General features: G+C 61.8%; 2 protein-coding genes. Both read left to right on the top strand.

The window, feature by feature from the left end; genetic code table 11:
* The first annotated feature begins 1 nt into the window (after position 1).
* Entirely contained in the window at positions 2-7783 is a 7782-nt protein-coding gene (locus tag ACP7B3_RS03945) for an amino acid adenylation domain-containing protein (protein ID WP_426177987.1), read from the top strand.
* Between the two features lie 10 nt (positions 7784-7793).
* Positions 7794-18215, top strand: a complete 10422-nt coding sequence (locus ACP7B3_RS03940) for an amino acid adenylation domain-containing protein (RefSeq protein WP_426177985.1) — start codon at positions 7794-7796, stop codon at positions 18213-18215.
* Positions 18216-18223: the final 8 nt, after the last annotated feature.

Genomic DNA, 18223 nt, shown 5'->3' with positions numbered 1-18223 from the left:
CATGCTTTCCAACCCTAATATCGACCTGGTGTCGCGTTTTCTTCGCCTGCCTCTGGAACAGCGCCAGCAGTTTTACCAGCGCCTGCAAAGCCGGGGCATGAGTTTCGCTCAATTGCCGATTGCCTCGATTCGCGACGCCGGGCAACCCTTGCCGCTGTCTTACGCCCAAGAGCGGCAGTGGTTCCTCTGGCAACTGGACCCGCACAGCGCGGCCTATCACGTGCCAGGCGCCTTGCGCTTGAAAGGGCACCTGGACAAGCCGGCCCTGCAACGCAGTTTCGACACCCTGGTGGCGCGTCATGAAAGCCTGCGCACCCGTCTGCATTTGGACGACGAGCAGCGTACGCAGCAAGTGCTGGAGCACGCGGTGATTGAAATCGCCGAAAGCACCGTCGACGAAGCACACCTCAAAGCACGCGTGGAAGAGGAGATTGCGCGCCCCTTTGATTTGCAGCGAGGCCCGCTGCTGCGGGTCAGCCTGCTGGCACTGAGTGCGGATGAGCACGTGCTGGTGCTGGTGCAGCACCATATCGTCTCCGACGGCTGGTCGATGGCCGTGATGGTGCAGGAATTGATGCAGCTTTATGCCGCCTACAGCCAGGGTCAGGATTGCACGCTGGCGCCGCTGCCGATTCAGTACGCCGACTACGCGCTGTGGCAGCGCAGTTGGATGGAAGCCGGGGAGAAGGCGCGTCAGTTGGGCTACTGGCGTGAGCTGCTCGGTGGTACGCAACCGGTGCTGGAATTGCCGTTCGATCAGCCACGTCCGGCGCAGCAGAGTTTCCTTGGCGCCCGTCAGGATATTGCGTTGGAGCCGGCGCTGGTGGCGGGCTTGAAGGCCTTGGCCCAGCGTGAAGGTGTCACGCTGTTCATGCTTTTGCTGGCTTCGTTCCAGACATTTTTGTACCGCTACAGCGGCCAGCAGGACATTCGGGTCGGCGTGCCGATTGCCAACCGTAACCGGGTCGAAACCGAGTCGCTGATCGGTTTCTTTGTCAACACCCAAGTGCTCAAGGCCGACCTCGACGGGCAGATGACCTTTGTGCAGTTGCTCCAGCACACCAAGCGCCGTGCGCTGGAAGCTCAGGCCCATCAGGATTTGCCGTTCGAGCAACTGGTGGAAGCGTTGCAACCGGAGCGCAGCCTGAGCCATAACCCGTTGTTCCAAGTGATGTTCAACCACCAGGCGAGCGCGCAAAAAACGCAACAGCAATTGCCGGGGCTGGTGGTGGCCAATCTGGAGTGGGACACCCAAAGCGCTCAGTTCGATTTGAGCCTGGATACTCAGGAAACCGACGACGGTATCTGGGCATCCCTGACCTATGCCACCGACCTGTTCGGTGCTGCCACCGCGTCGCGCATGCTGGGGCAATGGTTGGGCCTGTTGCAGGCGGCGGTGGCCTACCCTGCATCGCCGTTGCAGGACCTGGCGATCATGTGCGCTGAAGAGCGCCAACGGCTCGTTTATCAATGCAATGCCACCGAGCGCGACTACCCGCAAGGGCAGTGGGTGCATCAACTGTTCGAAACACAGGTGCTGGCGCAACCGCAGGCCCTTGCTGTGTGCTTTGGCGATACGGCCTTAAGTTATGCCGAGCTGAACCGCCAAGCCAACCGCCTGGCCCATCGCTTGACGGAAGCGGGCGTCGGCCCCGACGTGCTGGTTGGCTTGGCCGTCGAGCGCTCCATAGAGATGGTCATCGGTTTGCTGGCAGTGCTCAAGGCCGGCGGGGCGTATGTACCGCTGGACCCGGAATACCCGCGTGAACGCCTGGCCTATATGCTCCAAGACAGCGGCGTGAAACTGCTGCTGACACAGGCGCACCTGCTCGGCCAACTGCCGGTTCCACAAGGTCTGGAAACGCTGGTGCTGGACGAGTCGCGGTTGGAAGGCTACAGCGAGGCGAACCCAGAGATCGTGCTGGACGGTGAAAACCTCGCCTACGTGATCTACACCTCGGGTTCCACCGGGCAGCCAAAAGGCGCCGGCAACCGGCACTCGGCGTTGCTCAACCGCCTGCAATGGATGCAGGAGGCCTATGGTCTGGACAGCGATGACACAGTGCTGCAGAAGACCCCCTTCAGTTTCGACGTGTCGGTGTGGGAGTTCTTCTGGCCGTTGATGAGCGGTTCGCGCCTGGTGGTCGCCGCGCCGGGTGATCATCGCGACCCTGCCAAGCTGATCAAGCTAATCAATCAGGAGAAAATCACCACACTGCACTTCGTACCGTCGATGTTGCAGGCGTTCCTGCAAGACCCGGCGGTGTCCACGTCCCACAGCCTGCAACGTATTGTGTGCAGCGGCGAAGCGTTGCCGGTGGATGCGCAGCAACAAGTGTTGGCCAAACTGCCGCAAGCCGGGCTTTACAACCTGTACGGCCCCACCGAAGCGGCCATCGACGTGACCCACTGGACCTGCATTGAGGAAGGCCGCGACGCAGTGCCGATCGGTCGTCCGATTGCCAACCTCGGCTGCTACATTCTCGACAGCAATTTTGAACCGGTGCCGGTTGGCGTGCTCGGTGAGTTGTACCTGGGCGGCATCGGCCTGGCGCGGGGTTATCACCGCCGCCCGGCGCTGACTGCCGAGCGTTTTATCGCTCACCCGTTTGTCACAGGCGAGCGCTTGTATCGCACCGGCGACCTGGCGCGTTATCGCGAAGACGGTGTGATCGAATACGCCGGGCGGATCGACCATCAGGTCAAGTTGCGCGGTTTGCGTATTGAGCTGGGTGAAATCGAAGCGCGCCTGCTGGAACACGAGCACGTTCGCGAAGCTGCGGTGGTGGCGGTGGAGGGCAAATACCTGGTTGGCTACGTGGTGTTGCACACCGCTGCCGAGGGCTGGCGCGAAGTGCTTGGTGCCCACCTCGCGCAGCATCTGCCGGATTACATGGTACCGGCGCAGTGGGTCCCGGTTGAGCAGATGCCGTTGAGCCCCAACGGCAAGCTGGACCGCAAGGCCCTGCCCAAGCCCGAAGCCGCACAGCACTATGAAGCCCCGCAAAGCGCGCTGGAACAACGGATCGCTGCGATTTGGGCCGACGTGCTCGGTATTGAGCAGGTGGGCCTGAACGACAACTTCTTCGAGCGCGGTGGCGACTCGATCATTTCGATCCAGGTGGTCAGTCGCGCCCGCGCCGCCGGTATTCACTTCACCGCCAAGGCGCTGTTCCAGCATCAGACCGTACGCAGCCTGGCGCGAGTGGCGCAGTTGCAGGCCGCCCGCGTGATCGATCAGGGGCCGGTGCAGGGCGAGACGCCGCTGCTGCCTTTCCAACAGCTATTTTTCGCGATGCCGTTGCCGGACCGGCATCACTGGAATCAGTCCTTGCTACTGAGGCCACGCCAACCGCTGCACGCAGACCGGTTGCAAGTGGCCCTGCAATTGCTCGTCCAGCATCATGATGTGCTGCGCTTGAGTTTCAGCCAGCAGGCCGACCGTTGGACCGCTCGCCATGACGCGCCAATGGCGACCTTGCTGTGGCAGGAGACCGTGCAAGACGATGCCGAACTGCTGGCCCTCTGCGAGCGCGCCCAGAGCAGTCTCGACCTGCAACAAGGTCAGTTGTTGCGTGCGGTACTTGCCGACTTGGCTGACGGTTCGCAGCGTCTGTTGCTGGTCATGCACCATCTGGTGGTGGACGGGGTTTCCTGGCGCGTATTTCTCGAAGACCTGCAGAGCCTGTATCGCCAACACGCACTGCCGGCGAAGACCTCATCGTTCAAAGCGTGGGCTGAACGCTTGCAGGCCCATGCACGCAGTGAAGCGATGACACGCGAGAAGCAATTCTGGCTGCAACAGCTTCAAGGCATAGACACCGACTTGCCATGCCGCGACCCGCACGCCGCGCGCCCCGGTCGTTTGGCGCAGACGGTGGTCAGCCAGCTGGATGCCGAACGCACCCGGCAGCTGCTGCAACAAGCGCCCACGGCTTATCGTACTCAGATCAACGACCTGCTGTTGACCGCCCTGGCGCGGGTGATCTGCCAATGGACCGGGCAGGCATCAAGCCTGATCCAGCTGGAAGGCCATGGCCGTGAAGACCTGTTTGACGACATCGACCTGACCCGCACCCTGGGCTGGTTCACCAGCCTGTTCCCGGTACGGCTGACGCCGACCGCAACCCTGGCCGGCTCGATCAAGCAGATCAAAGAGCAATTACGCGCCGTACCCGACAAAGGCTTGGGTTTTGGCGCGCTGCGCTACCTGGGCGATGACGCTACACGCCAAGCGTTGAGCCAGCTGCCGGTGCCGCGTATCACCTTCAACTACCTCGGCCAGCTCGACGCCAGCCTTGATCAGCCGGACGCCTTGTTCGCCTCCGCCACGGAAAGTACCGGTGCCGAACAAAGCCCCGACGCGCCGCTGGGCAACTGGTTGACGCTCAACGGTCAAGTGTATGGCGGTGAACTGCAGGTGAGCTGGACGTTCAGCCCGCTGATGTTCGACTCCCACGTCATCGAAGCCCTGGGCGCTGCCTTTACCCGCGAACTCAGCGACCTGGTGGAGCATTGCTGCACACCTGGCAACAGCGGGGTTACCGCTTCCGACTTCCCGTTGGCGCGCCTGAACCAGCAACAACTCGAATCGCTGCCGTTGGCCGCCGATGCCGTGGAAGACATCTACACCTTGTCGCCGATGCAGCAAGGCATGCTGTTCCACACCCTCTATGAGCACGCAGCGGGGGATTACATCAGCCAGATCCGCGTTACGGCTGAAGGCCTGGATGTGCCGCGCTTCGAGCAGGCGTGGCAGGCCACCGTGCAGGCCCATGAGGTATTGCGCAGCGGGTTCTTCTGGGAGGGCCAGCTGGAATGGCCGTGCCAGGTCGTTTACCGCGAGGCGCCGTTAATGGTCGAGGAGCTCGACTGGCGCGCCATGCCCGAGCGTGAGCTTGAGTTGCACCATTTGCAGTTGGCCCAGCGTCGCCAGGGTTTTGATGTGACCAAGGCGCCGTTGGTGCGGTTACTGCTGGTGCGCACCGAAGACCAGCGCCATGAGCTGATTTACACCAGCCACCACATTCTGATGGACGGCTGGAGCAACTCGCGGCTGTTTGGTGAAGTGCTGCAACGCTATGCCGGTGTGGCAGTACCGCCCGCCATCGGACGCTATCGCGACTACATTGGCTGGCTGCAACAGCGTGATGCGGGCGCGACCGAAGCGTTCTGGCGCGAGCAGTTGAGCGCATTGCAAACGCCGACTCGCTTGGGCAGCAACCTGGCGCAGGCCGGTGAAGGGTATGGCGAGTATCAGTACAGCCTCGACCGCCCGTTGACGGCGCAGCTGGAAGCCTGTGCGCGCAGCAATAAGGTCACCCTGAATACATTGGTCCAGGCCGCCTGGCTGGTTCTGTTGCAACGGCACAGCGGGCAGTCGGTGGTGTCCTTCGGTGCCACCGTGGCCGGGCGCCCGGCGGAACTGGTGGGAGTGGAGCAACAAATCGGCCTGTTCATCAATACCTTGCCGGTGATCTGTGCGGTAGACGGGCAGCAGTCGGTGGCGCACTGGTTGCAGGCGGTGCAGGCGCAGAACCTGGCCTTGCGCGAGCATGAACATACTGCCCTTTACGATATTCAACGCTGGGCCGGGCAGGGTGGTGCGGCGTTGTTCGACAACATCCTGGTGTTCGAGAACTACCCGGTATCCAAAGCCCTGGAGCAGAGCGGCGGCAGTGGCATTCGGTTTGGCGAGCCCAAGGCGCATGAACAAACCAGCTACCCGCTGACCGTGCTGGTGGATATGGGCGAGACGCTGTCGCTGCAATTGAGTTTCGCCCATGCGCACTTCAATGCCTTGACCGTGCAAGGTTATGCCCGTCATCTGGTCAACCTGCTGCAGGCCATGGCCAATGACCAGGGGCAACGCCTGGCTGATTTGCCAATGCTCGACGCCGCCGAGCATCAGCGGGTGGTCCATGACTGGAATGCCACGGCACGCGATTACCCGTTGCAGCGTTGCGTGCACGCATTAATCGAAGAACAGGTCGCCCGTACACCGCAGGCGCCGGCATTGGCCTTTGGTCAACAGCGCCTGAGCTACACCGAACTGAATTGCCGTGCCAACCGCTTGGCTCATCGCCTGATAGCGGCCGGTGTGGGCCCGGATGTACTGGTGGGCCTGGCTGTGGAGCGCTCAATCGAAATGGTCGTCGGCCTGCTGGCGGTACTCAAGGCCGGCGGCGCCTATGTGCCGCTGGACCCGGAGTACCCGCGCGAGCGCCTGGCCTACATGCTCGAAGACAGTGGCGTTAAGCTGTTGCTGACCCAGGCGCATCTGTTGGAGCAGTTGCCGGTTCCATCCGCACTGGACACCCTGGTCCTGGGCGAGTCCTGGTTCGAGGGCTATAGCGAAGCGAATCCCGGTGTCGCATTGGAGGGCGAAAACCTCGCCTATGTGATCTACACCTCGGGCTCCACCGGCCAGCCCAAAGGCGCCGGCAACCGCCATTCGGCCCTGACCAATCGCTTGCAATGGATGCAGGACGCTTATGCCCTGGATGTCAGTGACACCGTGCTGCAAAAGACTCCGTTCAGCTTTGACGTGTCGGTGTGGGAGTTCTTCTGGCCCCTGATGACTGGCTCACGCCTGGTGGTTGCCGCACCTGGGGATCACCGCGACCCTGCCAAGCTGGTCAAGCTGATCAATGCCGAGCAGATCACCACAGTGCACTTTGTGCCGTCGATGTTGCAGACGTTCCTGCAAGACCCCATGGTTGCAACCTGTCATACCTTGCACCGCATCGTGTGCAGCGGCGAGGCGCTTGCAGTGGACGCGCAGCAGCAAGTGTTCGCCAAGCTGCCGCAGGCCGGGCTCTACAATTTGTACGGCCCGACCGAAGCGGCTATTGATGTGACCCACTGGACCTGCGTCGATGAAGGCCGCGATGCGGTGCCGATCGGGCGCCCGATCGCCAACCTGGGTTGCTACATTCTCGACAGCCACTTCGAACCCGTCCCGGTGGGCGTGTTGGGCGAGTTGTACCTGGGTGGCGTCGGCCTGGCCCGCGGTTACCACCGTCGCCCCGGCTTGACTGCCGAGCGCTTTATTGCCCATCCGTTTGTCGCCGGTGAGCGGCTGTACCGCACCGGCGACCTGGCCCGCTATCGTGCGGACGGCGTGATCGAATACGCCGGCCGCATCGATCATCAGGTCAAGTTGCGCGGTCTGCGTATTGAGCTGGGTGAAATCGAGGCGCGCCTGCTGGAACACGAGGCGGTGCGTGAAGCCGCGGTGTTGGCCGTTGATGGCAACTACCTGGTGGGCTACCTGGTGCTGCAACACGCCACTGACGACTGGCGTGACGTACTCAGCGCGCATCTGGCCCAACACCTGCCGGACTACATGGTGCCCGCACAGTGGATGCTGCTCGACCACATGCCCCTGAGCCCCAACGGCAAACTGGATCGTAAAGCCTTGCCCAAAGCGGATGCTCACCTGCAGGTGCGCGAATACGTCGCGCCGTCCAGCGAACTGGAACGGCAGATCGCCGCGATCTGGGCCGAGGTGCTGGACATGGAGCGAGTGGGTTTGAACGACAACTTCTTCGAGTTGGGCGGGCATTCGTTGCTGGCGACGCAGGTGGTTGTGCGGCTGCGCGAGCAATTGCACGCCGAATTCGACGTCAAATCGATTTTCACCACGCCCACCTTGGCAGACTTCAGCGCCTACGTGGCGGCCCAACAGGCAAATAATTCGCCTGTGCAGGACGCATTGGCTAAATCCTTGGAGGCCCTCAAACGTCTATCAGCAGAAGATTTGGATAAATTGATTTCCTGAGGGGCGTGGCGTGCAAGCATTAATCGAGTCGGTAGGTTCACTTTCGGCGCAACAAAAGAAAGCGTTGGCGGTAATGCTCAAGCAACAAGGCATCAACCTGTTTGAGATTGCCCCGGTTTTCAAGCGTCAGGAAGGCGAGCCGCTGCGACTCTCTTATGCCCAGGAACGGCAGTGGTTTTTGTGGCAACTGGAGCCGCAGAGCCCTGCCTACCATTTGCCACGGGCGCTGCGTTTGAAAGGCCAACTTGATCGGGCGGCCTTGCAGCGCAGCTTCGATGCCTTGGTTGCCCGCCATGAAAGCCTGCGCACCCATCTGTATCAGGATGTTGACCGAGTGTTGCAGGTGGTCCGCCCGGAACTTCACGTTGACGTTGCTTACGAAACCGCCGATGCGTTGCCGCTTGAGGCATGGGTGCAAGCGCAGGTCGCCCAACCTTTCGACCTGGAGCAAGGCCCCTTGCTGCGGGTGAAGGTCCTGCAATTGGCACCGGATGAGCACGTGCTGGTACTGGTGCTGCACCATATCGTGTCTGATGGCTGGTCGATGCAGGTTATGGTCGATGAGCTGGTGCAGTTGTACGTTGCCTACAGTCAGGGCAAAGACGTGCGGCTGCCCGAGTTGCCGATTCAATACCCGGACTACGCGCTGTGGCAGCGCAGTTGGATGGAGGCAGGGGAGAAGGAGCGCCAGCTGGGTTACTGGCGTGAGCGCTTGGGCGGTGAGCAGCCAGTGCTGGAGTTGCCGTTGGACCACCCACGGCCGGCGGTTCAGAGCTACCGTGGCGCGCGTCTGGATATCAGCCTGAATGCGGCGCTGGTCAATGGTCTCAAGGCGTTGGCGCAGCGCGAGGGGGTGACCCTGTTCATGCTGTTGCTGGCGTCGTTTCAGACGCTGTTGTATCGCTACAGCGGCCAGTCGGATATCCGTGTTGGTGTGCCGATCGCCAACCGCAACCGCGCAGAAACCGAACGTCTGATCGGGTTTTTCGTCAACACCCAGGTTTTGAAGGCTGATATCGACGGGCAAATGACCTTCAGCCAAGTGCTGGCCCAGGTCAAGCAGCGAGCTCTGGAAGCCCAGAGTCATCAGGACTTGCCCTTTGAACAATTGGTCGAGGCTTTGCAGCCCGAGCGCAGCCTGAGCCACAACCCGCTGTTTCAAGTGATGTTCAACCACCAGACCGAAGGCCATAAAGCGCAGGCCGCACAGCAATTGCCGGGGCTTGCGTTGGAGGCGTTGGCGTGGGGCGATCAGAGCGCGCAGTTTGACCTCAGCCTGGATACTCAGGAGACACCCGAAGGCCTGGCGGCGTCGTTGACCTATGCCACCGACCTGTTCAACGCGGCCACTGTTGAGCGCATGGCGCAGCATTGGCAGGCACTGTTGCGGGCCGTAGTTGCAGGCGCTGGCGATCGCGTCGCGCAACTGCCGATGTTGACCGATGATGAGCAGTGCGGCCTCTTGCAGGACTGGAATCACAGTGCTGCGGCGTTCGTGGAACCCGCAGGCGTGCACGGCCTGTTTGAGGCGCAGGCGCGGCAACAGCCTGAGGCTATCGCCTTGTGCCTGGGCGAGCAGTCCATCAGCTATGCCGAGCTGAACCGGCAAGCGAACCGCCTGGCCCATTACCTGATCAACCAGGGCGTTGGCGCCGAGGTGATGGTGGGCGTGGCGGTGGAGCGCTCGTTTGCCATGGTGGTCAGCCTGCTGGCGGTGCTCAAGGCCGGGGGCGCTTATGTGCCCCTGGATCCGCAATACCCGCGCGAACGCCTGTTGCACATGCTTGAAGACAGCGCCGTGCGCCTGGTGCTGTGTCAATCGTCAGTGCCATTGCCGCTTCCGGAGCAGATTGCGCGGCTGGATATCGATCGCATCGATGGCGTGCTGCACGGCACCTCCGAGGTCAACCCCCGGGTCTGGGTCGATCCACAGAGCCTGGCCTACGTGATCTACACCTCCGGTTCCACCGGCAAGCCCAAGGGCGTGGCGATCAACCACGCGGCACTCACGGAATTCTCGAGTATTGCCGCCGGCTATTCGCAGTTGTCCCCAGCGGATCGCGTGTTGCAGTTTGCAACCCTGAACTTCGATGGGTTCGTGGAGCAGTTGTACCCGGCGCTGACCCACGGCGCCACGGTAATCCTGCGTGGCCCCGAGTTGTGGGACAGTGCTCGGTTGTATGAGGAAATTATCAAGCAGGGCATTACCCTGGCCGACTTGCCGACCGCCTACTGGAACCTGTTTCTGCTCGATTGCCTGGCGGCCGGGCCGCGCGCTTACGGCGCGCTTCGCCAGGTCCATATCGGCGGTGAAGCCATGCCGCTGGAGGGGCCGGCGCAATGGCTGAAAGCCGGCCTGGGCCATGTACGATTGCTCAATACCTACGGGCCGACCGAAGCGACGGTGGTGTCGAGTGTGCTGGACTGCACCTGCAGCAGTGAAGTCATCGGTGCCACGGCCAGCCCCATTGGCAGCTCATTGCCGGGCCGCGCTTTGTACGTGTTGGACCGCGACCTGAACCTGGCGCCGTTGGGGGCGGTCGGCGAACTGTACATCGCCAGCCGCTGTGGCTTGGCACGTGCCTATTTGAACCGCGCACTGCTTACGGCTGAGCGCTTTGTGCCGGACCCGTTCGGTGCAGTCGGCGAGCGTCTCTACCGCACCGGCGACTTGGCACGCTACCGCGCCGACGGCGTGATTGAGTATGTGGGGCGGGTCGACCACCAGGTCAAAATCCGCGGTTTCCGTATCGAACTGGGCGAAATCGAAGCGCTGTTGCTCGCCCAGCACGGGGTGCGCGAAACATTGGTGCTGGCGGCCGACAATCAACTGGTTGCCTACCTGGTCGCCGAGCAGCACGACGCCGAAGCGCTCAAGGCCAGGCTGCGTGAACAGCTGCCGGACTACATGGTGCCGGCCCACCTGGTCTTCCTTGACCGCATGCCGTTGAACCCTAATGGCAAGCTGGACCGTCAGGCGCTGCCCAAACCCGACGCCAGCCAATCGCTGCAGGCCTGGGTTGCACCGGTCACCGAGCTGGAGCAGCAGATAGCCGCCGTGTGGGCGCAAATCCTCGGCGCAGAGCGGGTCGGGCTGACCGACCACTTCTTTGAAATGGGTGGCCATTCGTTGTTGGCGATGCAGGTGGTTTCACGCCTGCGCCATGAATTGGGACGTGAAGTGCCACTCAAACTGGTATTCGAACAACCGCGTCTTGAAGGCTTCGCCGCAGCGTTGCACGCATTGGAAGCGGTCGAGGGTGAACAGGCGCCGGCACTTGTGCAGGTCGGACGCGATCAACCGTTACCGCTGTCTTATGCCCAGGAGCGCCAGTGGTTCCTCTGGCAGCTGGACCCAGGCAGTGCCGCGTACCATATCCCCAGTGCCCTGCGCCTCAAGGGGCCGCTGGATACGTCGGCGTTGCAGCGCAGTTTCGATGTGCTGGTCGCTCGCCATGAAAGCCTACGCACTTACGTCGAACCGCAACCGGACGGTGCACGGCAAGCTATTCGCCCGCAGATGGCGTTGCCCATCCAGTGCGTAGACGTGCACGAGCACGACGTGCAGGCGCAGGTAGAAGCCGAAATCGCGCGTCCGTTCGACCTGCAAGCAGGGCCTTTGCTGCGCGTGACGTTGCTGCGTGTGGCACAGGATGACCACGTACTGGTGCTGGTGCAGCACCATATCGTCTCCGACGGTTGGTCGATGCAGGTAATGGTTGATGAGCTGGTGCAGCTCTACCAGGCGTTCAGTCAGGGGCAATTGTTGCAATTGCCGGCGATGCCGATTCAATACGCCGACTTTGCCGTATGGCAGCGTAACTGGATGGACGCTGGTGAGAGGGCGCGCCAACTGGCCTACTGGCGCGAACTGCTGGGTGGCGAGCAACCGGTATTGGAATTGCCGTTCGACCACCAACGCCCCGCGCAACAGAGCCATCGCGGCGCGCGCCTCGATGTGCCGTTGCCCGCCGGCCTGGTCGACAGTCTTAAAGCCCTGGCCCAGGCTCAGGGCGTGACGATGTTTATGCTATTGCTGGCCTCGTTCCAGGCGTTGCTGCACCGCTACAGCGGCCAGCAAGACATCCGCGTCGGTGTGCCGATTGCCAACCGCAACCGCGTTGAAACCGAGCGCCTGATTGGCTTCTTCGTCAACACTCAGGTACTCAAGGTCGACCTCGACGGGCCTATCACTGTTGCCGAGCTTCTGGCCCAGGTCAAACAGCGTGCGCTAGATGCCCAGGCCCACCAGGACCTGCCGTTCGAACAGCTGGTGGAGGCCCTGCAGCCGGAACGCAGCCTGAGCCTCAACCCGTTATTCCAAGTGATGTTCAACTATCAAAGCGAAGGGCGCTTGGGCGCGCAGTCGCAGACGCTGTCCAATTTGCGCATTGAAGGCCTGGAGTGGGAGCGCCGTACCGCGCACTTTGACCTCGATCTAGATGTGCATGAAAGCTCCGAGGGGCTGTGGGCTTCGCTGGGCTACGCTACCGACTTGTTCGAGCCTGCGACCCTCGAGCGCATGGCGCGTCACTGGCAAAACCTGTTGCAGGCGATGGTTGCCGATGTGCAGCAGAACATTGGCCAATTGAACCTGTTGGACAGCGACGAGCAGCAACACATTCTGAACCTGTGGGATCAGACCGATGCAGGCTTCTCGGCCGAGCGTCTGGTGCATGAGTTGTTCGCTGATCACGCGCGGGGAAACCCGCATGCAGTGGCGGTCAAGTTCGACGCGCAGACCTTGTCCTATGGGGAATTGGACCGCCAAGCCAACCGCCTGGCTCACGCGCTGATCGCCCGTGGTGTCGGCCCGGAAGTGCGCGTGGCCATCGCCATGCCGCGCAGTGCCGAGATCATGGTCGCGTTTCTCGCGGTCATGAAAGCCGGTGGTGTGTATGTACCGCTGGATATTGAATACCCACGTGATCGGCTGCTGTACATGATGCAAGACAGCCGCGCGAAGTTGTTGCTGACGCACACCAGTGCCTTGCAGCAACTACCGATACCGCAAGGCCTGGACAGCCTGGCGATTGATCGCACCGAATTGTGGTGTGATTACAGCGATACCGCGCCCGAGGTGCAGTTGGACGGCGACAACCTTGCGTACGTGATCTACACCTCAGGCTCTACCGGCATGCCCAAGGGCGTTGCCGTTTCCCACGGCCCGTTGGTGGCGCATATCATCGCCACCGGCGAACGCTATGAAACGTCCCCCGCCGATTGCGAACTGCACTTCATGTCCTTCGCGTTCGACGGCGCCCACGAAGGCTGGATGCACCCGCTGATCAATGGCGCCAGTGTGCTGATACGCGACGATAGCCTGTGGCTGCCGGAATACACCTACGCGCAAATGCACCGCCATAACGTGACCATGGCCGTGTTCCCGCCGGTGTATCTGCAACAGCTGGCTGAACATGCCGAGCGCGACGGTAACCCACCACCAGTGCGTGTTTACTGCTTCGGCGGTGACGCAGTGGCGCAGGCCAGCTACGACCTGGCGTGGCGTGCGCTCAAGCCGACCTACCTGTTCAACGGCTACGGCCCGACGGAAACCGTGGTTACGCCGTTGCTATGGAAAGCCCATCGTGGCGACCCCTGCGGCGCCGTCTACGCACCGATTGGCACACTGCTGGGCAACCGCAGCGGCTATGTACTGGATTCGCAACTGAACCTGCAACCGATCGGCGTGGCAGGTGAGTTGTACCTGGGCGGGGAGGGCGTGGCTCGCGGTTATCTGGAGCGTCCGGCACTGACCGCCGAGCGCTTTGTGCCGGACCCGTTCGGCAAACCTGGCAGCCGTGTGTATCGCAGCGGCGACCTCACCCGTGGTCGCCCTGATGGTGTGGTGAATTACCTCGGCCGTGTCGATCATCAAGTAAAAATCCGTGGGTTCCGTATCGAGCTGGGCGAAATCGAAGCACGTCTGCGCGAACAGGACAGCGTCGGTGAAACCGTGGTTGTGGCCCAGGACGGTCCGACCGGCAAACAGCTGGTGGCGTATGTGGTCCCCGCTGACCCTGCGTTGATCAACGCGGTCGAATTTCGCGAAGCCCTGCGCAGAGCGCTCAAAGCCTGCCTGCCGGACTACATGGTCCCGGCGCACTTTGTGTTTTTGACGCAAATGCCATTGACCCCCAACGGCAAGCTTGATCGCAAAGGCCTGCCGCAGCCGGATACAGCGCAGTCGCAGGGCGTGTGGATTGAACCGGTCACGCCATTGCAGCAGCAGGTGGCGGCGATCTGGGCTCAGGTGTTGGGGGCCGAGCGTATTGGTCTGACGGACCACTTTTTCGAGCTGGGCGGGCACTCGTTGCTGGCCATGCAGGTGATCTCCCGAGTGCGTCAACTGCTTGAGCGCGAAGTGGCGCTGCGTACCTTGTTTGAACAGCCGCAACTGGAAGGGTTTGTGCTGGCACTGCAGGCCGCTGATCGTGACTTGGCGCCGCCGATGGTGGCGATCGAGCGGGACCAGCCGTTGGTGCTGTCATTTGCGCAGGAGCGCCAGTGGTTCCTATGGCAACTGGACCCTCACAGCGCTGCCTACCATATTCCGAGTATTTTGCGCCTGAGCGGTCAGCTTGATCAGCAGGCCTTGCAATGCAGTTTTGACGCGCTGGTCGCACGGCATGAGAGCTTGCGCACCCGTATCGACCAGCAGCATGAGGCTGTGGTGCAAGTGATTCACCCGGCCGAACCGGTGCTGATTACGCGTGTAGATGCCCTTCAAAGCACGCTGCAGCAACAGGTGGAGGCCGAAATTGCCCGGCCTTTCGACCTGCAGCAAGGGCCACTGCTGCGCGTCACGCTGATGCGTCTGGCCGAAGACCTGCATGTGCTGGTATTGGTGCAGCACCATATCGTCTGCGATGGTTGGTCGATGCAGGTTATGGTCGATGAACTGGTGCAGTTGTATGGTGCTTATCGCCAGGGCGAGGTGGCGCAGTTACCGGCGTTGCCGTTGCAGTATGCCGATTACGCGCACTGGCAACGCCAGTGGATGGCGGCCGGGGAGCGTGAGCGCCAATTGACCTATTGGCGCGAGCTGCTGGGTGGCGAGCAACCCGTATTGGAGCTGCCGACGGCGCGTGCGCGCCCGGCGGTGCAAAGCTATCGTGGCGCGAGCCTGGACGTCGAGTTGCCAGCGCAACTGGCCGCCGGGCTCAACGCCTTGGCGCAGCGCGAAGGTGTGACGGTGTTTATGCTGTTGCTCGCGTCATTCCAGAGCCTGTTGTATCGCTACAGCGGCCAGCAGGACATTCGCGTGGGTGTGCCGATTGCCAACCGCAACCGTGTCGACGTCGAACGTCTAGTGGGTTTTTTCGTCAATACCCAGGTGCTCAAGGCCGACCTCGACGAGCAAATCACCGTTCGCCAGTTGCTGCAGCAGGTCAAGCGCCGCAGCCTGGATGCCCAGAGCCACCAGGACCTGCCGCTCGAGCAATTGGTCGAAGCGCTGCAGCCGGAGCGCAACCTGAGCCATAACCCTTTGTTCCAAGTATTGTTCAACCACCAGAGCGATGCAGGCCTGGCCACTCAAGGCCGATACTTGCCTGACTTGCGTGTGGAAGGCCTGGACTGGGGCAGCCAGACCGCGCAGTTCGACCTGAGCCTGGACACCCAGGCATCGGCGGATGGCATCTGGGCCACACTTACTTATGCAACTGACTTGTTCGAGCCTGCCATGCTTCAGCGCATGCTTAAGCATTGGCAGAATATCCTGCAAGGCATGCTCGACGACCCGCAGCAGCGGGTCAGCCAGCTGCCGTTGCTGGACCGCACAGAGCAACGGGTGGCGCTGCAAGACTGGAACGCTACCGAGCAGGACTATACGCAGCAGCCCGTTCATCAATTGATCGAAGCACAGGTCGAGCGTGCCCCGCATGCACCGGCTTTGATCTTTGCCGAACAACGCCTGACCTACGCCGAGCTCAACCGCCGTGCCAACCGCCTGGCCCATCGTTTGATGGAGGCGGGTGTCGGACCGGATGTATTGGTTGGGGTAGCCGTAGAGCGTTCGATTGAAATGGTCGTCAGCCTGCTGGCGGTGCTCAAGGCCGGTGGCGCTTACGTACCGCTCGACCCTGAATACCCGCGCGAGCGTTTGGCCTACATGCTGCAAGACAGTGGCGTGAAGCTGTTACTCACGCAGGCGCATCTTTTGGAACAGCTGCCGATTTCCCCAGGGCTGGACTGCCTGGTGGTAGGGGAATCCTGGTTCGAGGGTTACAGCGATGCCAACCCTGGCATCGCGCTGTATGACGAAAACCTCGCTTATATGATTTACACCTCAGGCTCCACCGGCCAGCCCAAAGGCGCTGGTAACCGTCACTCGGCGCTGACCAACCGCTTGTGCTGGATGCAGGACGCGTACGCGTTGAGTGCCAGTGACACAGTCTTGCAAAAGACGCCGTTCAGCTTTGATGTATCGGTGTGGGAGTTCTTCTGGCCGCTGATGACTGGCGCGCGCCTGGTGGTGGCCGCACCCGGTGATCATCGCGACCCCGCCAGGTTGGTGGCGTTGATTAACGCCGAACGCGTCACCACGCTGCACTTCGTGCCGTCGATGTTGCAGGCTTTTCTGCAAGACACCGCGGTTGACACCTGCCATACCTTGCAGCGCATCGTGTGCAGTGGCGAAGCGTTGCCGGTGGACGCGCAACAGCAGGTTTTCTCCAAACTGCCGCAGGCCGCGTTGTATAACCTGTATGGGCCAACTGAAGCGGCTATCGACGTGACCCACTGGGTGTGCGTCGACGAAGGGCGTGACACGGTGCCCATTGGACAGCCAATCGCCAACCTGCGTACCTACGTGCTGGACGCGGATCTGCAGGCGGTTGCCGTGGGCGTGGCGGGCGAGCTGTACTTGGGCGGTGTCGGGTTGGCGCGCGGTTACCATCGACGTGCGGGGCTCACGGCTGAGCGGTTTGTCGCTTCGCCTTTCCAGCCGGGTGAGCGTTTGTACCGCACCGGCGACCGCGTGTGCCAACGAGCCGACGGGGTTATCGAATACCTTGGGCGACTGGATCATCAGGTCAAGCTGCGAGGCCTGCGTATCGAGTTGGGCGAGATTGAGGCGCGCATCCTCGAACACCCACAAGTGCAAGAGGCCTCGGTGCAGGTCATCGACGGCAAGCAGCTTGTGGGCTATCTGGTGTTGCAGGCCCCGAGCGAGCGCTGGCGCGAATCCCTCAGTGCGTATCTTCTGGCGCATTTGCCTGACTACATGGTGCCGGCGCAATGGGTGCTGCTGGCGCAGATGCCTCTGAGCCCGAATGGCAAGCTGGATCGCAAGGCATTGCCGGCGCCCGGTGCGGATCAGCATGATCGCGTCTACCAGGCGCCGCAGACTCCACTGGAACAACGCCTCGCGGTTATCTGGCGCGAGGTACTGGGCGTTGAGCGAGTGGGGTTGAATGACAACTTCTTTGAACTGGGTGGGCACTCGTTGCTGGTGCTGATGCTCAAGGAGCGCATTCGCAAGGCCACCGGAACAGTGCTGTCAGTCAGCCAATTGATGCTCAACCCGACAGTGGCGGGGCAGGTGGCTTGCCTGGGAGGCGAGACCCGCCACTCGCTGATCGTCAACCTCAACAGTCAGACCCAAGGCACGCCATTGTTTCTGTTCCACCCCAGCTACGGTTCGGTGCATTGCTATAAGGCCATTGGCCTGGCGCTGCGCGATCAGCGGCCGGTGCTTGGTGTGATCAGTCGGGCCTTGGTTGAAGAGGGCAGTGACGTGCCCGGCTGGCAGGCCATGGTTGAGGACTACACCGCCCAGCTGCTCGACGCCGTGCCGCAAGGCCCGTATCGCCTGGCCGGCTGGTCGCTGGGCGGCAATCTGGCCATGGAGGTCGCGTATGCGCTGGAGCAGGCCGGGCGCGTGGTGGAGGTTGTTGGTTGGATCGACGCATCGCCGCCGTATTGGCTCAAGGCGTATTGGGAAACGGCGGTGGTGGCTGATGACAGTGAGTTGCCGGTAAATCAGCGGCGTGTCGAGCTGTTACAGGTCATGTTCCCGGAGTCGAGCCAATCGATCCAGGCTGCCTGGTTGCAAAGCCAGACGCTTGCGGGCGAAGAGACTCAGCAATGGCAGGCCTTCAGTACCTGGGCCGAAGGTGCGCTGGGTGACACTTTCCTGGAGATCAAGAGCACCTTGCTTGAAGGGGATGAAGCGCAGATCTCCTGGGAGCTGGACCGCACTTTGGGCCAGCGTCTCAAGGACGCTGATTTCAAGCCGATCAACGCGCCGATCAGTTGCTGGTGGGCTGCCGCAAGCCGGGCTGGCCAGCATCGTCAGTTGATAGAGGCAAGCATGGAGCAGGTCATGGGCCGGCCGTGCATTCAGCAGTCAATACTGATCGACTCTACCCATGATCGAATCATCGATAACGCCGCGTTCGTGCAGAGCTTTGCTGATGCAATGAAGTAACGCTCTGG

This window comes from Pseudomonas sp. TWRC1-2 (genome assembly GCF_049896685.1).
In the GTDB taxonomy this organism is placed as follows: Bacteria; Pseudomonadota; Gammaproteobacteria; order Pseudomonadales; family Pseudomonadaceae; genus Aquipseudomonas.
The sequence above is the reverse complement of the archived record's forward strand: the minus strand, read 5'-3'. Positions and strand labels throughout refer to the sequence as shown.

Coding starts and splice junctions, on each gene's coding strand:
- ACP7B3_RS03945 (WP_426177987.1), top strand. CDS start 2: ATGCTTTCCAACCCTAATATCGACCTGGTGTCGCGTTTTCTTCGCCTG.